A 13,325-nucleotide genomic window follows, 5' to 3' on the forward strand; every position below is an offset into this window, starting at 1 on the left:
GGGGACCGTTCTGAAAAGCCGCAGCGCCTCGAAAGGATCACCATGACCGCAGATTTCCTTTCCCATATCGATGCCGAGCTCGATGCGCTGAAAAAGGCAGGCCTTTACAAGTCCGAGCGCGTCATCACCTCCATGCAATCGGCCGAGATCGAGGTGGCCGGCGGCGAAAAAGTCCTGAATTTCTGCGCCAACAACTATCTCGGCCTCGCTGACAGCGCGGATCTGCGCGACGCCGCCAAGGTCGCGCTCGATCGTTATGGCTACGGCATGGCCTCGGTGCGTTTCATCTGCGGCACGCAGGAGGAGCACAAGCAGCTCGAAGCGCGGATTTCCGCCTTCCTCGGCCTGGAGGATACCATCCTCTATTCCTCCTGCTTCGACGCCAATGGCGGCCTGTTCGAGACACTGCTCGGCGAAGAAGACGCCATCATCTCCGATGCGCTGAACCATGCCTCCATCATCGACGGCGTGCGGCTGTCGAAGGCGAAGCGGTTCCGCTACGCCAACAACGACATGGCGGCCCTCGAGGAAGAGCTGAGGAAGGCCGAAGGCAGCCGCTTCAAGCTGATCGCCACGGATGGCGTGTTCTCCATGGACGGCATCATCGCCAACCTGAAGGGCGTATGCGATCTGGCCGAAAGATACGGAGCGATGGTGATGGTGGACGACAGCCATGCGGTGGGCTTTGTCGGCAAACATGGGCGCGGCTCGGCCGAGCATTGCGGGGTCGAGGGCAGGGTGGACATCATCACCGGCACGCTGGGCAAGGCTCTTGGCGGCGCCTCGGGAGGCTACACCTCGGGCAAACGGCAGGTGGTGGACTGGCTGCGGCAGCGCTCGCGGCCTTATCTGTTCTCCAATACGCTGATGCCCGCCATCGCCGCCGCGTCCCTGAAGGTCTTCGACCTGGTCGAGAATGGCGACGGCCTGCGCGCGCGCCTATATGCCAATGCGGAACGGTTCAGGTCATCGATGACGAAACTCGGCTTCACGCTTGCGGGCGAAGGCCATCCCATCATTCCGGTGATGTTGGGCGATGCCACGCTCGCGCAGGAAATGGCGGCCAGGATGCTCAAGCGCGGCATCTATGTGATCGGTTTTTCCTTTCCGGTGGTGCCGAAGGGCCAGGCCCGCATCCGCACGCAGATGTCGGCCGCGCATTCCAGCACGGATATCGACCGGGCGGTGCAGGCATTCGGCGACGTCGGCCGCGAACTGGGCGTGATTTCGTAAGGAGCGAAGAATGTCCAACATGATGCGCGCGCTGGTGAAGGCCAAGGCCGAGCCGGGCATTTGGATGGAGCGGGTTCCGGTTCCCGAGATCGGCCCCAACGACGTGCTGATCAAGGTCAGGAAGACGGCGATCTGCGGCACCGATGTTCACATCTACAATTGGGACCAGTGGGCGCAGAAAACCGTGCCCGTGCCGATGGTGACCGGCCACGAATTCGTCGGTACGGTCGCGGAGGTCGGCTCGGCCGTCACCGAGTACAAGGTGGGGCAGCGGGTATCGGGCGAAGGCCATATCGTCTGCGGCCATTGCCGCAATTGCCGCGCGGGCAGGGGGCACCTGTGCCGCAACACGCAGGGCGTCGGCGTCAACCGCCCCGGCGCTTTCGGCGAATATGTCGCCATCCCCCAGCACAACGTCGTGCCGATCCCCGACGACATCCCGGACGAGGTGGCCGCGATCTTCGACCCGCTTGGCAACGCGGTGCACACGGCGCTGTCCTTCGATCTCGTCGGCGAGGACGTGCTGGTGACCGGCGCAGGGCCGATCGGCATCATGGGCGCGCTGGTGGCGCAATGCGTCGGCGCCCGCAAGGTGGTCATCACCGATATCAATCCGACCCGGTTGGCGCTGGCAGGGAAGCTCGGCGTGCATCACGTGGTCGATGCGTCGCAGGAGAAGCTGCGCGACGTCATGCGTGAAGAAGGCATGACCGAGGGGTTCGACGTCGGGCTCGAAATGTCCGGCTCGGCGGCGGCCTTCCGCGACATGATCGACACCATGAACAACGGCGGCAAGATCGCCATCCTCGGCATCGCGCCGACCGGCTTCGAGATCGACTGGAACAAGGTCATCTTCAAGATGCTGACGCTGAAGGGCATCTACGGCAGGGAAATGTTCGAAACCTGGTACAAGATGATCGCACTGGTGCAGGGGCCGCTTGACGTGAGCGGTCTGATCACGCATCGGATCGGCGCCGACGACTACATTTCCGGCTTCGAGGCCATGAAAAGCGGCGACGCCGGAAAAGTAGTAATGGATTGGTGATTTTAGCGCCATAAGAGGAAAATTATTTCACTCAGGGTGTAGAAATTCACACGTCGGCGCGTTGAAAACCGACGTAGCGTAGTGGTAGACAGTCGCTCCCTTGCCGCTGGATTCCACATATGCGCCGTCATATTCGAACCCTCACCGCGCGACACGAACCTACCGGGCCGGTTCTCGCCCATGCAAAGTCCGGACTTGGCGCATTTATCGGGATTGGCGCAGTCGGCGGCCTCGCCTCGCTGACCGGCCTGCCGCTGCTGGTCGCCCCGCTGGGCGCCACCGCGGTCCTGGTGTTCGGTCAGCCCGGAAGCCCGCTGGCGCAGCCGGCAAATGTTTTCGGCGGTTATTTGCTGGCGACGCTGATGGGCGTAACCGCAGCCCTTCTGTTTCCGGGACAGTGGGAAATGTCTGCCGTTGCGGTAGGTTGCGCGATTGCGTTGATGTCGATCTTCAGGGTGACGCATCCGCCGGCGGGCGCCGTGCCGCTCGTGGCCCTGGGCGCGCCGCTGCAAAGCGCTTCGCTGTTCGGCACCATCCTGATCGGCTGCTGCAGCCTGATCGGGCTCGCGGTGATGCACCATCGGCTTCCGCCGCGCGCTCACTATCCCCGCCGGCCGGAACCGGGCTCAACGCCCGTTTCCGAAAACGACCTCAAGGCGGGTGAGCGCGTTTAGGAGCGCCGCCTGCTCCTCGGGCGCCAGGTGTTCGAGGAAGCGCGTCTCGAACGCCCGTGCCAGCGGCACCATCTCGCGATAGGCCACCATCCCGGCTTTCGTCAGCGTCAGGTGCTCGATGCGGCGATCCTGCTCGTCCACCTTCCGGGTCAGCCAATGCCGCCGCTCCAGTTTGGCGACGGCCCGTGACACCTTCGTCTTGTGCATCGCCGACTGCTCGCCGAGCGCGGTGGCCGTCATCGTGCCATGTTCGCCAAGGCCGGCGAGCGTGCGCCATTCCGGACGGGTCAACCCGAGCCGGTCCTTGTAGATCCTGGCGAACTCGCGGCTGACCAGGTCGGCAAGGTGATACAGCCGATAAGGCAGGAACTTTCCGAGCTCGAGCGTTTCCCTGTCCATTGATCCCTCCGGCCGGCGAGGCCCGGAACGCGTCGTTTGATAGTTACATTTTCAATGGTTACGAATGTAACCGATTTGGTTACTTCGTCCACGGGAGGTGGCTATGGCCTTTTCCTACATGCCGGGTTTCGGCAATGATTTCGAAACGGAAACCTTGCCGGGTTCGCTGCCGCAAGGCAGGAACTCGCCGCAGCGTCCCGCCTACGGTCTCTACGCAGAACAGCTTTCGGGTTCGCCCTTCACCGCGCCGCGCGGCACCAACGAGCGGTCGTGGCTCTACCGCATTCGCCCCAGCGTCAAGCATACCGGCCGCTTCCGGAGCACCGCCTATCCTTTTTGGAAGACGGCGCCGAACCTCGAAGATCACGAGCTGGCGCTCGGCCAGTATCGCTGGAACCCGCTGCCAGTGCCATCCGAGCCGACCGATTTCCTCGCCGGTGTCCGGACGATGACCACGGCGGGCGACGCGCTCGGCCAAAGCGGCATGGCGGCGCATGTCTATGTCGCCAACCGATCGATGGTGGACGATCATTTCTTCAATGCCGACGGGGAGATGCTGGTCGTTCCTCAAGTCGGGCGGCTGAACTTCGTCACCGAAATGGGCGTGATGGAATTGCGGCCCGGCGAGATCGCGGTGCTGCCGCGCGGATTGGTTTTCAAGGTGGAACTGCTCGATCCCGAGGCGCGCGGTTATGTCTGCGAGAATTACGGCGCCAAATTCACCATGCCCGACCGGGGTCCGATCGGCGCGAACTGTCTCGCCAACCCGCGCGATTTCAAGACGCCATGCGCATGGTTCGAGGACAAGGAAACGCCGTGCCGGTTGGTCGTGAAGTGGTGCGGGGCTTTTCACGTCGCCGAACTCGACCATTCGCCATTGGACGTGGTGGCATGGCACGGCAACTACGCGCCCTACAAATATGATCTATCGACCTTTTCGCCGGTCGGAGCGATCCTGTTCGATCACCCCGATCCATCGATCTTCACCGTGCTGACGGCGCCCAGCGGCGAGGAGGGCACGGCGAATGTCGATTTCGTCATCTTCCCGCCGCGCTGGCTGGTGGCGGAAGACACGTTTCGCCCGCCCTGGTACCATCGCAACATCATGAGCGAGTTCATGGGCCTGGTCCACGGCCAGTACGACGCCAAGGAAGAGGGCTTCGTCCGGGGCGGCATCAGCCTGCACAACATGATGCTGGCGCACGGCCCCGATACGTCCGGCTTCGAAAAGGCCTCGAAGGCCGAGCTGAAACCGCATAAGCTCGACCATACGATGGCCTTCATGTTCGAAACCCGCTTCCCGCAGATGCTGACCCGTTATGCCGCGGAGGCTCCCACGCTGCAGCGGAACTATATCGACTGCTGGAAGGGGCTGAAGAAGCGGTTCAACGGCACGCCGGAGGGTGACTGGTCCTGAGCGCCCCGCGCCTTCGCTCCGGTGGCGAGGCGAATGGACCGCCTCCCTCCGGAAATAGTGGAAGCGACTTGACGATCGCACGCGGCGGCTTTGTTGTAGGGACCGGTGCAGAAGGCACCGTGCGAGAGGGAGACACATGAAGCTGGCAACGTTGAAGGACGGCACGCGCGATGGAAAGCTGGCCGTTGTTTCCCGCGATCTCACGCGCTGTACCGACGCCTCCTTCCTGGCGCGCACATTGCAAGCGGCGCTGGACGACTGGTCGAGGATTTCGCCGCACCTTGCGGCGCTCGGCGAATCCCTCGAGCACGGGGCGGTGCCGGCGCAGCGCTTCCATGAGCACGACGCCCATTCGCCGCTGCCGCGGGCCTATCAATGGGCGGACGGTTCAGCCTATGTGAATCACGTGGAACTGGTCCGCAAGGCGCGGGGCGCCGAAATGCCCGCAAGCTTCTGGACCGATCCGCTGATGTACCAGGGCGGCTCGGACACCTTTATCGGCCCACGCGATCCTATCCGCCTTGCCGACGAGGCCTGGGGGATCGACATGGAGGCCGAGGTCGCCGTCGTCGTGGACGATGTGGAAATGGGCGCGAGCGTCGATCAGACGCGTGACGCGATCCGCCTCGTCATGCTGGTGAACGACGTCTCGCTGCGCGGGCTCATCCCGGCCGAACTGGCCAAGGGCTTCGGCTTCTTCCAGGGCAAGCCGCCCTCGGCGTTCTCGCCCGTGGCGGTGACGCCGGACGAACTGGGCGAGGCGTGGGACGGCGGCAAGCTGCACCTGCCCTTGAACGTCGATCTCAATGGCAGGCCGTTCGGCCGGGCGAATGCCGGCGTGGATATGACCTTCGATTTTCCGACCCTGATCGCCCATGCGGCGAAGACCCGCCCGCTGGCTGCCGGCACCATCGTCGGCTCCGGAACCGTTTCGAACAAGCTGAACGGCGGTCCGGGGAAACCGGTCGACGAGGGCGGTGCCGGCTATTCCTGCATCGCCGAGATGCGCGTGGTCGAAACGATCGAAAGCGGTGCGCCCGCGACGCCGTTCCTGCGCTTCGGAGACACGGTGCGTATCGAAATGAAGGATCGCGCGGGTCATTCGATCTTCGGCGCCATCGAGCAGAAAGTAGAGAAATACGAACGCTGAGCGGTCCGTCGCAAAGGCCGAAACATGGATCTCGTCGGGCATTTCCGCAGGATGGCGGGCAACAACCGCTGGTCCAATGACCGTCTCTACCGCGCGGTGCTCGCGTTGGAACCGGGCGAATTCGAAGCCATGCGCGTCAGCTTCTTCCCCTCGATAAGGGAGACGCTGAATCATCTATTGGCGGTCGATCTGCTTTATCTGGACTTCCTGGAGGAAGGCGGGCTGGGAGCTGCCGCCCATGACGATTTCGTCCCGCTGGCTGACCCGCAGGAACTGTCTCGGGCGCAATCGGCTGCCGACTGGCGGCTGGCGGCGTTTTGTAGCCGTATCTCCACCGGCGATCTCGAGCGGCGGGTGGTCACGGATCGGCGCGAGGACGGGCAGGTCCCGGAGCGGATCGGCGATCTGCTGGCGCATCTTTTCATCCACCAGATACACCATCGCGGCCAGGTGCATGCGATGCTTTCGGGCACGTCCGTCAAGCCGCCGCAACTGGACGAGTTCTTCCTCGGCTACGATCTGAAACTGAGGAAGACGGAGATCGAGCGGCTCGGTCTCTAACCGCTCGACCGGCCTTATTCGGCCGCCTGTACCTTCAGCACGCCACGCCGGATCTGGTCTTCCTCGATCGATTCGAACAGCGCACGGAAATTGCCTTCGCCGAATCCCTCGTCACCCTTGCGCTGGATGAATTCGAAGAAGATCGGGCCCATCACGGTCCTGGAGAATATCTGCAGCAGGATTTTCGTGGTGCCGCCATCGACCACGCCTTCGCCGTCGATCAGGATGCCGTGCTTTTTCATGCGCTCGACCGGTTCGTCGTGGCCATGCACGCGGTCGTGGCTTCTCTCGTAATAGGCGTCCGGAGGACCGGGCATGAACTTCAGCCCGTTGCCGGCCAGCCGGTCGGTGGCATCGTAGATGTTCTCCGTGCCCACGGCGATGTGCTGGATGCCTTCGCCCTTGTATTTCTTCAGATATTCGACGATCTGGCTGGTCTCGTCCTTGGACTCGTTGAGCGGAATGCGGATCTTGCCGCAGGGTGAGGTGATGGCCCGGCTGACCAGCCCGGTGATGCGCCCGTCGATGTCGAAATAATGGATCTGCTTGAAGCCGAACAGTTCGCGGTAGAAGTCCCACCACTTGTCCATGTTGCCGCGATAGACATTGTGGGTGAGGTGGTCGAGATAATAGAAGCCGACGCCTTCCGGCTTCGGGTCGCGTTCGCCCAACCATTCGAACTCGGCGTCGTAGGCCGATCCCTTCTCGCCATAGGTCTCGACGAAATAGAGCAGCGAGCCGCCGATGCCGACGATTGCCGGCACGTCCAGCGCCTTGTCCTTGCCTTCATACGGCGTTGCGCCTTTCGAAACGGCATGATCGAAGGCATGCCGGGCATCGACCACGCGCCAGGCCATTGATGCGGCACATGGCCCGTGCTTCTCCACGAACTTCATCGCGTGGGAACCGGGTTCGGCGTTGACGACATAGTTGATGTCGCCCTGCCGCCAGACGGTGATGGCCTTCGTTCGGTGCCTGGCCACCGCGACATAGCCCATGCAGGTGAAAAGCTGCGCCAATTTCTGCGGTTCGGGATGCGCGAATTCGACGAATTCGAAACCGTCCGTGCCGGCGGGATTTGCGGCGCTGATCTTTGCCGGCGGCGCGTCGTGCGGGAAGGGGCCCATGATCGATCCTCCTCATCGGTTCGGATCATTCTACGCGCCGCAGCCCGCATGATGCTTGCATTCGCGTGCCTCGGATGCTCAAACTTCGCATGGTTCATGCATCAATGAGGGTGAAATGGCCTCGGATGAACGGGTTGACCAGTTCGATCGCAAGATACTGGCGCTACTGCAGAAGGATGCGCGGCTCACCAACAACGACCTGTCGGAACGGGTGAACCTGTCCGCCTCGCAATGCTCACGCCGCCGCCAGCGCCTGGAAGAGGATGGCTATATCCATGGCTATCGGGCCGTGCTGGACCGCGACAGGCTGGGTTTTCCGCTCGTCAACATGATTTCGGTGACGCTGGCCACGCATAACCGCGACAATGCGCGCCGGTTCGGCGAACTGGTCGCGCGTCTGCCCGAGGTGCAGGAAGCGCACGCGCTGACCGGCGAGATGGACTACATATTGAAAGTGGTGACCCCCGACCTGAAGTCGCTGTCCGCCTTCGTCAACGGCGTGCTGCTGCCGCATGAATCGGTCCAGCACGTCAAGACGGCGATCGTCCTGGAAACGCTGAAAGAAACGGGCGCGTTGCCGATCTAACCGAATCGAAACGGCGCGCCTCGGAGAGACGCGCCGCCGGATTCCTGCACCGTTTGGGTTTTCAGCGGACAGGCTTATCCCTTGGCCTGCTGGATCAGCGCATAGAGGTTGCTGCAGCGCCCGCCCGAGCGGCAAAACGCCAGGATCGGTCCTTCGAGTTCTTCCAGCGCGTGCGCCTGGTCCTCGACGTTGTCGGTCGTGATGTGCCCGCTGACGACCGGGATGAAGCGGAAGGCCAGCCCCGCCGCCTCGACCGCCGTCTGGATGTTTCCGTGCGACGGCTGGCCCGGCTGCTCGTCGTCCGGCCGGTTGCAAATGACGCTCTTGAAGCCGGCGGCCTTGATGGCCGCGACATCGCCGGGAGTGATCTGACCCGAAACCGAATAGTTGTCGGTGATCTGACGGAATTCCATGCGATCCTCGCAATCTGTTGTGGTCTGCCCGGACGCGCCCGGCGGGGCGGCAGTCATGCCACTCCGGGCCGCTTCGCGCAACGCCGAAAGCCGCGGGCAGCGGCCTAACGCCGCAATGGCCGCACGAGCCTTCTGAAGGGCCGCGACAACAATGTAGTGCGCGGGATATCGCAGTGCGAGAGGCGGGAGGCACGGCGCCTCTCGCTTCTTCGATCTAGGCCCCGGTCAGCTTCCCAGAATGGCGCCTTTGATCTGCTTCATGTTGTTGCGCATCATGTCGACATAGGTCGATGCCGGCCTGTCCGGACCGGACAGCGCATCGGAAAAGAGCGTGCCGCCCACTTTGATGCCCGTCTCGGATGATATCTGCTCGATCAGACGTGGATTGGTGACGTTTTCCACGAAGATTGCCGCGGCCTTATCCTTCCTGATCTGCTCGATCAGCTTGGCGACGTCGGCGGCGGAGGGTTCCGCGTCGGTGGAAATGCCCTGCGGCGCGAGGAAGGTAAGTCCGTACTCGTGCTCGAAATAGCCGAAGGCGTCGTGGGAACTGATCACCACGCGCTTGTCCTGCGGGATCGATGCGATGGCGGAGCGCACCTCGGCGTCCATCTCGTCCAGTTTCTCCGTATAGGCCTGGGCATTGGCCCTGTAGGTGCCGCACCCGGCCTCGTCGGCCGCGCAGAAGGCATCGGCTATGTTCTTCACATAGATCTTCGCGTTCGGGATGGACTGGAAGGCGTGCGGGTCGATGGCTTCGTGGCCGGTTTCCGCGTGGTCATGGTCGGCGGAATCGGCGAATTCTGGCTTGAACTCTATTGGCTTCACGCCCTTGGTCAGCTCCGCGATCCGGGCCTTGGTGGCGCTGGTGTCGACCAGGCGCTTCAGAAATCCCTCGAAATGCAGGCCGTTCACCAGCACCACATCGGCCTTTGCCATCGCCACGGCATCGGCCGGCTTGGGCTCGTAGACATGCGCGTCGCCGTCCGGCCCGACGATCGTGGTGATGTCGACGCGATCTCCGCCGACATTCCTGGCGAAGTCGGCGATCACGGTGAAACTCGCCACCACCTTGAGCGGCGCGGCGAAAGCTGAGCTGCTTAATGTTATAACGCTCACGGCGAGAGCGAGTGCAACGGCCTTCAGCATTCGAAGTCCTCCTAGAACGTTCCTGGGAAATCAAGCCGTACGATGGCGATGCCGCACGATGCGGGTACGCAGCGCGCCACGCGTGCCGAACAGCGTCGACGCGAGATAGACGACGCCGGCGGACAGGATGATCGCCGGCCCCGAAGGCAGCGACAGGTGATAGGAAAGCAGAAGTCCGGCGATGCTGGCGGCCAAGCCGATCGCCACTGCCAGCGCGCACATGGTCTCGACCCGTGCCGTCCAGAAGCGCGCTGCGGCGGCGGGCAGGATCATCAGGCCGACGGAAAGCAGCGTGCCGAGCGCCTGGAACCCGCCGACGAGATTGAGCACGACGAGACCGAGGAAAATGAAATGGACCGGGCTGCCCAGGCGGCTCACCGAGCGCAGGAACAAAGGGTCCAGGCATTCGGCGACCAGCGCGCGCCAGAACACGGCAAGGGCGGCGAGCGTCACGACCACGATGCCGCCGATCAGGATCAGTGCCTCGTCGTTCAGCGCCAGCACCGTGCCGAACAGTACATGCATGAGATCGACGCTGGACCCCCTGATAGACACCATCAGCACGCCGATGGCCAAAGAGATGAGATAGAAGGCCGCCATGGAAGCGTCCTCCCGCTGCACGGTGAAGCGGGAAACCGCGCCCGCGCCAAGCGCTACGACCACGCCGGCCACAAGCCCGCCAACGGTCATGGGCAGGATTTCGAGCCCGTAGAACAGGAAGCCGACCGCCGCGCCGGGTAGAATGGCATGCGCCATGGCGTCACCGGAAAGGCTCATGCGCCGCAACATCAGGAAGACGCCGACCGGGCAGGCGCCCAGCGACAGCATCAGCGAGCCGAACAAGGCGCGCTGCATGAAGCCGAAATCCGCGAATGGTGCAATCAGCAGGTCATAGGCACCGACCATCACGCGGCCCTCGAACCTGCGTCCTTGCCATGATCATGGCTGGAATGATCGTGTTCCGAACGATCGGATGCGTGCGAATGCGCATGATCGTGCGCGACAGGCTCGCACCATGGCGCCTCGTCTTCCCAGGCTTCATGGAAGTGCCGCGCCTGCAGCAGGTTCTCCGGCCGCAACGTCTCGATCGTTTCTCCCCAGGCCACCGGGCGGCGCGCGAGCAGAAGCGCCTCCGGAAAATTCCTGCGCACCAGGTCCATGTCGTGCACGACCACCATGACCGTGCGCTGTTCGTCGTGCCACTGCCTGATCAGCGCCACGAGGTCGACGACGGTCTTGGCATCGACGGCATTGAACGGTTCGTCGAGCAGGATCAGGTCGGCATCCTGCACCAGAACGCGCGCAAACAGGGCCCGCTGCAACTGGCCGCCGGACAAGGTGTCCAGGCCGCGCTTTTCAAATCCCTCCAGCCCGACAGCCATCAGCGCCTCGCGAACGGAGTGGCGATCCTCGGCAGTGTGGCGCCCGAGAAGACCGCGCCGGGGCCACAGGCCCAGCGACACGAGATCGACGACGCGCGCCGGAAAAGTCCGGTCGAGTTCCGATTGCTGCGGAAGATAGGCGACGCGAATGTCCGGTTTACGCTCGATACCGCCGGACATCGGCTTCAACACGCCGACGATGCCTTTCATGAGCGTGGACTTGCCGGATCCGTTGGCGCCGACGACCGCGGTCAGCGATCCCTTCTTCACTGACCCGCTCAGGTGATGCACGGCCGGATGGCTGTTGTAGCCGAGCGTCAGGTCGCGAAATGTCAGGCAGGATTGCGGCATCGAACGTTTCCAGGCCCATGCGTGGGAGCGTCCAGGTTGGATATGTGATGTTATTACATTAGTCAATCGACCGATGCCAATTTTGCTGGGGAGCATCGCCGCTGTCGCATCGGATTTTTTCCCATGCTGCTTGCCCCTGGGCCTGTGCGAACCTAAACAGGCGCATCGCAGGAATTCAGCAGGAAGGAAGCTGCAATGAGCATTCGTCGCATCGATGTCGGGCCGCGCATGAGCCAGGCCGTCGTTCACGGCAACACGGTTTATCTGGCCGGGCAGGTCGGCACGCCGAACCAGAGCGTCGCCGTCCAGACCCGCAGCATCCTGGCCGCGATCGACGGACTGCTTGCCAAGGCCGGCACCGACAAGACCAAGATCCTCCAGGCGATCATCTGGCTGGACGACATGGCCAATTTCGCCGAAATGAACAAGGAATGGGACGCATGGGTGCCGCAGGGCCACACGCCCGCGCGCGCCACCGGCGAGGCCAAGCTGGCCGGTCCCGAATACAACGTCGAAATCATCGTCACGGCCGCTATCTAAGCAGCCGAGGCGGAAGGCGTGCAGCGCGCCGCCATCCGTGAAGGAGAGGGGACGGCAGACGGCGGCATCACCTCGTCGGTGAAGGCCGCCTATGCCTCTCCCGACATTTCCGGAGGATTGGCATGACGGATACACCCTGGCTCACGGTTGTTCGCGGAACGGCTCCGCTTTTGCTGTCCATTCCGCACACTGGGACAGAACTGGCGGACCTCGAGAGCCGGCTCAGTTCACCGTGGACCGCGCGTTGCGACACCGACTGGTGGATCGAGAAGCTCTACGACTTCGCCTCCGGACTGGGCGCAACGGTCGTGCGCACCGGCATTTCCCGCACGGTGATCGATCTCAATCGCGATCCCTCCGGCGCCTCGCTCTATCCCGGCCAGACGACGACCGGCCTTTGCCCGACCGAAACCTTCGACGGTGACGATCTCTACCGCCACGAGGAGGACAAGCCCGACGCCGCCGAGATCGAGGAGCGGCGACGGACCTATTTCGATCCGTACCACGCCGCCCTGCAGGCGGAAATCGACCGGCTGCGGGCAACGCATGACCGGATCGTGCTCTATGACTGCCATTCGATACGTTCGGTTCTGCCCCGCTTGTTCGAAGGCACGCTGCCGGTTTTCAATCTCGGAACCAATGACGGCAGAAGCACCGATCCGGCATTGCAGGAAAAGGTGCGCGGCATACTGGCCGACACCGGTGTGAGCTACGTGGTCAACGGCCGCTTCAAGGGTGGCTGGATCACCCGCCGCTACGGCCAGCCGGACAAGGGCGTGCACGCCCTGCAGATGGAACTGGCCTGCCGCGGCTACATGCGCGAGCCGGGCGACAAGGCAAGCCCCGAGAACTGGCCAAGCGAATATGAAGCCGCTTTTGCCACTCCCATCCGCGAAAAGCTCCTGACCATCCTTCAGTCTGCGATTGCCTGGGCAAACGGCTGAAATCCTTCGGCCGTTCACAGGGCTTCTGTTGCGGCCAAGCGATGCCGCCCCGGAAAGGCGTCGGGCGGCGCTGATGCCGATCCGCTGCGGCGACATGCGGCCGACCGTTAAAACCTGTTTCCAAGCGTTATCGCCGAGCCCGTCAAATAACGCGGGGTCAAGGGGCCGGAACACGAAAAAGCCTGAATCCTTGCCTCTCCATCCGCCCGGCGCACGCAAAAGCGAACGCTCGAAGGTTGCCGGGGGGACAACGCCTGCTATTGTGAGTTCGGGACGAAAAGACGGTCTCGCCGACTTTTGTTGCGATGCAACCAATTATGTTTAAATCGGTTACAGGAACGCGTTCCGCGCTAT

15 protein-coding genes are annotated in these 13,325 nt (G+C 63.1%); 9 read left to right on the forward strand and 6 right to left on the reverse strand.

Features of this window, described 5'->3' with window-relative positions; all coding sequences use genetic code 11:
* The first annotated feature begins 42 nt into the window (after positions 1–42).
* From QU595_RS08180 to QU595_RS08190, 3 genes are all read left to right on the forward strand, one after another.
* Positions 43–1,233 (forward strand): glycine C-acetyltransferase, encoded by a 1,191-nt coding sequence (locus tag QU595_RS08180; protein ID WP_315920561.1) that lies wholly within the window; start codon positions 43–45, stop codon positions 1,231–1,233.
* Positions 1,234–1,243: 10 nt separating this feature from the next.
* Entirely contained in the window at positions 1,244–2,278 is a 1,035-nt protein-coding gene (tdh, locus tag QU595_RS08185; protein WP_315920563.1) for an L-threonine 3-dehydrogenase, read from the forward strand.
* Between the two features lie 119 nt (positions 2,279–2,397).
* Positions 2,398–2,952: an HPP family protein gene (locus QU595_RS08190; protein ID WP_315920565.1), complete on the forward strand. Its 555-nt coding sequence runs from the start codon at positions 2,398–2,400 to the stop codon at positions 2,950–2,952.
* On the opposite strand, the gene QU595_RS08195 is transcribed toward QU595_RS08190, so the two are convergent.
* On the reverse strand, positions 2,905–3,351 hold the full coding sequence (locus QU595_RS08195; protein ID WP_315920567.1) for a MarR family transcriptional regulator: 447 nt from the start codon (positions 3,349–3,351) through the stop codon (positions 2,905–2,907). The genes QU595_RS08190 and QU595_RS08195 overlap by 48 nt on opposite strands.
* Positions 3,352–3,454: 103 nt before the next feature.
* Here QU595_RS08195 and hmgA point away from each other — a divergent pair, with 103 nt between their 5' ends.
* From hmgA to QU595_RS08210, 3 genes are all read left to right on the forward strand, one after another.
* Positions 3,455–4,768: a homogentisate 1,2-dioxygenase gene (hmgA, locus tag QU595_RS08200; RefSeq protein WP_315920569.1), complete on the forward strand. Its 1,314-nt coding sequence runs from the start codon at positions 3,455–3,457 to the stop codon at positions 4,766–4,768.
* A 136-nt stretch (positions 4,769–4,904) separates the two neighbouring features.
* Complete coding sequence (locus QU595_RS08205; protein WP_315920571.1) at positions 4,905–5,918, forward strand: fumarylacetoacetate hydrolase family protein; 1,014 nt, start codon at positions 4,905–4,907, stop codon at positions 5,916–5,918.
* Between the two features lie 24 nt (positions 5,919–5,942).
* Complete coding sequence (locus QU595_RS08210; RefSeq protein WP_315920573.1) at positions 5,943–6,479, forward strand: DinB family protein; 537 nt, start codon at positions 5,943–5,945, stop codon at positions 6,477–6,479.
* Between the two features lie 14 nt (positions 6,480–6,493).
* On the opposite strand, the gene hppD is transcribed toward QU595_RS08210, so the two are convergent.
* The gene (gene hppD / locus QU595_RS08215; protein WP_315920575.1) at positions 6,494–7,606 is read right to left on the reverse strand and encodes a 4-hydroxyphenylpyruvate dioxygenase; all 1,113 of its coding nucleotides are present in this window, start codon (positions 7,604–7,606) and stop codon (positions 6,494–6,496) included.
* A 115-nt stretch (positions 7,607–7,721) separates the two neighbouring features.
* On the opposite strand from hppD, the gene QU595_RS08220 reads away from it, so the two are divergent.
* Complete coding sequence (locus QU595_RS08220) at positions 7,722–8,192, forward strand: Lrp/AsnC family transcriptional regulator (RefSeq protein WP_315920577.1); 471 nt, start codon at positions 7,722–7,724, stop codon at positions 8,190–8,192.
* Positions 8,193–8,266: 74 nt separating this feature from the next.
* Here QU595_RS08220 and QU595_RS08225 read toward each other — a convergent pair whose 3' ends face one another.
* The 4 genes from QU595_RS08225 to aztA all read right to left on the reverse strand — a co-directional run bounded on the left by QU595_RS08225 (position 8,267) and on the right by aztA (position 11,487).
* A complete protein-coding gene (locus QU595_RS08225) occupies positions 8,267–8,605 on the reverse strand; it encodes a TIGR01244 family sulfur transferase (RefSeq protein WP_315920579.1) in 339 nt (112 codons plus the stop codon).
* Between the two features lie 225 nt (positions 8,606–8,830).
* The gene (gene aztC / locus QU595_RS08230; RefSeq protein WP_315920581.1) at positions 8,831–9,754 is read right to left on the reverse strand and encodes a zinc ABC transporter substrate-binding protein AztC; all 924 of its coding nucleotides are present in this window, start codon (positions 9,752–9,754) and stop codon (positions 8,831–8,833) included.
* 30 nt (positions 9,755–9,784) lie between these two features.
* Positions 9,785–10,660, reverse strand: a complete 876-nt coding sequence (gene aztB, locus QU595_RS08235) for a zinc ABC transporter permease AztB (protein WP_315920583.1) — start codon at positions 10,658–10,660, stop codon at positions 9,785–9,787.
* Positions 10,660–11,487, reverse strand: coding sequence for a zinc ABC transporter ATP-binding protein AztA (gene aztA, locus QU595_RS08240; protein WP_315920585.1), 828 nt, complete (start codon positions 11,485–11,487; stop codon positions 10,660–10,662). The genes aztB and aztA overlap by 1 nt, the downstream gene beginning before the upstream one ends.
* 195 nt (positions 11,488–11,682) lie before the next feature.
* Here aztA and QU595_RS08245 point away from each other — a divergent pair, with 195 nt between their 5' ends.
* Together QU595_RS08245 and hutG are read left to right on the forward strand one after the other, a co-directional pair.
* Positions 11,683–12,027: a RidA family protein gene (locus QU595_RS08245; RefSeq protein ID WP_315920587.1), complete on the forward strand. Its 345-nt coding sequence runs from the start codon at positions 11,683–11,685 to the stop codon at positions 12,025–12,027.
* 122 nt (positions 12,028–12,149) lie between these two features.
* Positions 12,150–12,971 (forward strand): N-formylglutamate deformylase, encoded by an 822-nt coding sequence (gene hutG, locus QU595_RS08250; RefSeq protein WP_315920589.1) that lies wholly within the window; start codon positions 12,150–12,152, stop codon positions 12,969–12,971.
* Positions 12,972–13,325: the final 354 nt, after the last annotated feature.

The organism is Mesorhizobium sp. SP-1A, assembly GCF_032460275.1.
Classification (GTDB): domain Bacteria; phylum Pseudomonadota; class Alphaproteobacteria; order Rhizobiales; family Rhizobiaceae; genus Mesorhizobium.

Bases quoted from the DNA above. Each gene is read 5' to 3' on its own strand.
- QU595_RS08180 (WP_315920561.1), top strand. From the start codon at position 43: ATGACCGCAGATTTCCTTTCCCATATCGATGCCGAGCTCGATGCGCTG.
- tdh (WP_315920563.1), top strand. From the start codon at position 1,244: ATGTCCAACATGATGCGCGCGCTGGTGAAGGCCAAGGCCGAGCCGGGC.
- QU595_RS08190 (WP_315920565.1), top strand. From the start codon at position 2,398: ATGCGCCGTCATATTCGAACCCTCACCGCGCGACACGAACCTACCGGG.
- QU595_RS08195 (WP_315920567.1), bottom strand. From the start codon at position 3,351: ATGGACAGGGAAACGCTCGAGCTCGGAAAGTTCCTGCCTTATCGGCTG.
- hmgA (WP_315920569.1), top strand. From the start codon at position 3,455: ATGGCCTTTTCCTACATGCCGGGTTTCGGCAATGATTTCGAAACGGAA.
- QU595_RS08205 (WP_315920571.1), top strand. From the start codon at position 4,905: ATGAAGCTGGCAACGTTGAAGGACGGCACGCGCGATGGAAAGCTGGCC.
- QU595_RS08210 (WP_315920573.1), top strand. From the start codon at position 5,943: ATGGATCTCGTCGGGCATTTCCGCAGGATGGCGGGCAACAACCGCTGG.
- hppD (WP_315920575.1), bottom strand. From the start codon at position 7,606: ATGGGCCCCTTCCCGCACGACGCGCCGCCGGCAAAGATCAGCGCCGCA.
- QU595_RS08220 (WP_315920577.1), top strand. From the start codon at position 7,722: ATGGCCTCGGATGAACGGGTTGACCAGTTCGATCGCAAGATACTGGCG.
- QU595_RS08225 (WP_315920579.1), bottom strand. From the start codon at position 8,605: ATGGAATTCCGTCAGATCACCGACAACTATTCGGTTTCGGGTCAGATC.
- aztC (WP_315920581.1), bottom strand. From the start codon at position 9,754: ATGCTGAAGGCCGTTGCACTCGCTCTCGCCGTGAGCGTTATAACATTA.
- aztB (WP_315920583.1), bottom strand. From the start codon at position 10,660: ATGGTCGGTGCCTATGACCTGCTGATTGCACCATTCGCGGATTTCGGC.
- aztA (WP_315920585.1), bottom strand. From the start codon at position 11,487: ATGCCGCAATCCTGCCTGACATTTCGCGACCTGACGCTCGGCTACAAC.
- QU595_RS08245 (WP_315920587.1), top strand. From the start codon at position 11,683: ATGAGCATTCGTCGCATCGATGTCGGGCCGCGCATGAGCCAGGCCGTC.
- hutG (WP_315920589.1), top strand. From the start codon at position 12,150: ATGACGGATACACCCTGGCTCACGGTTGTTCGCGGAACGGCTCCGCTT.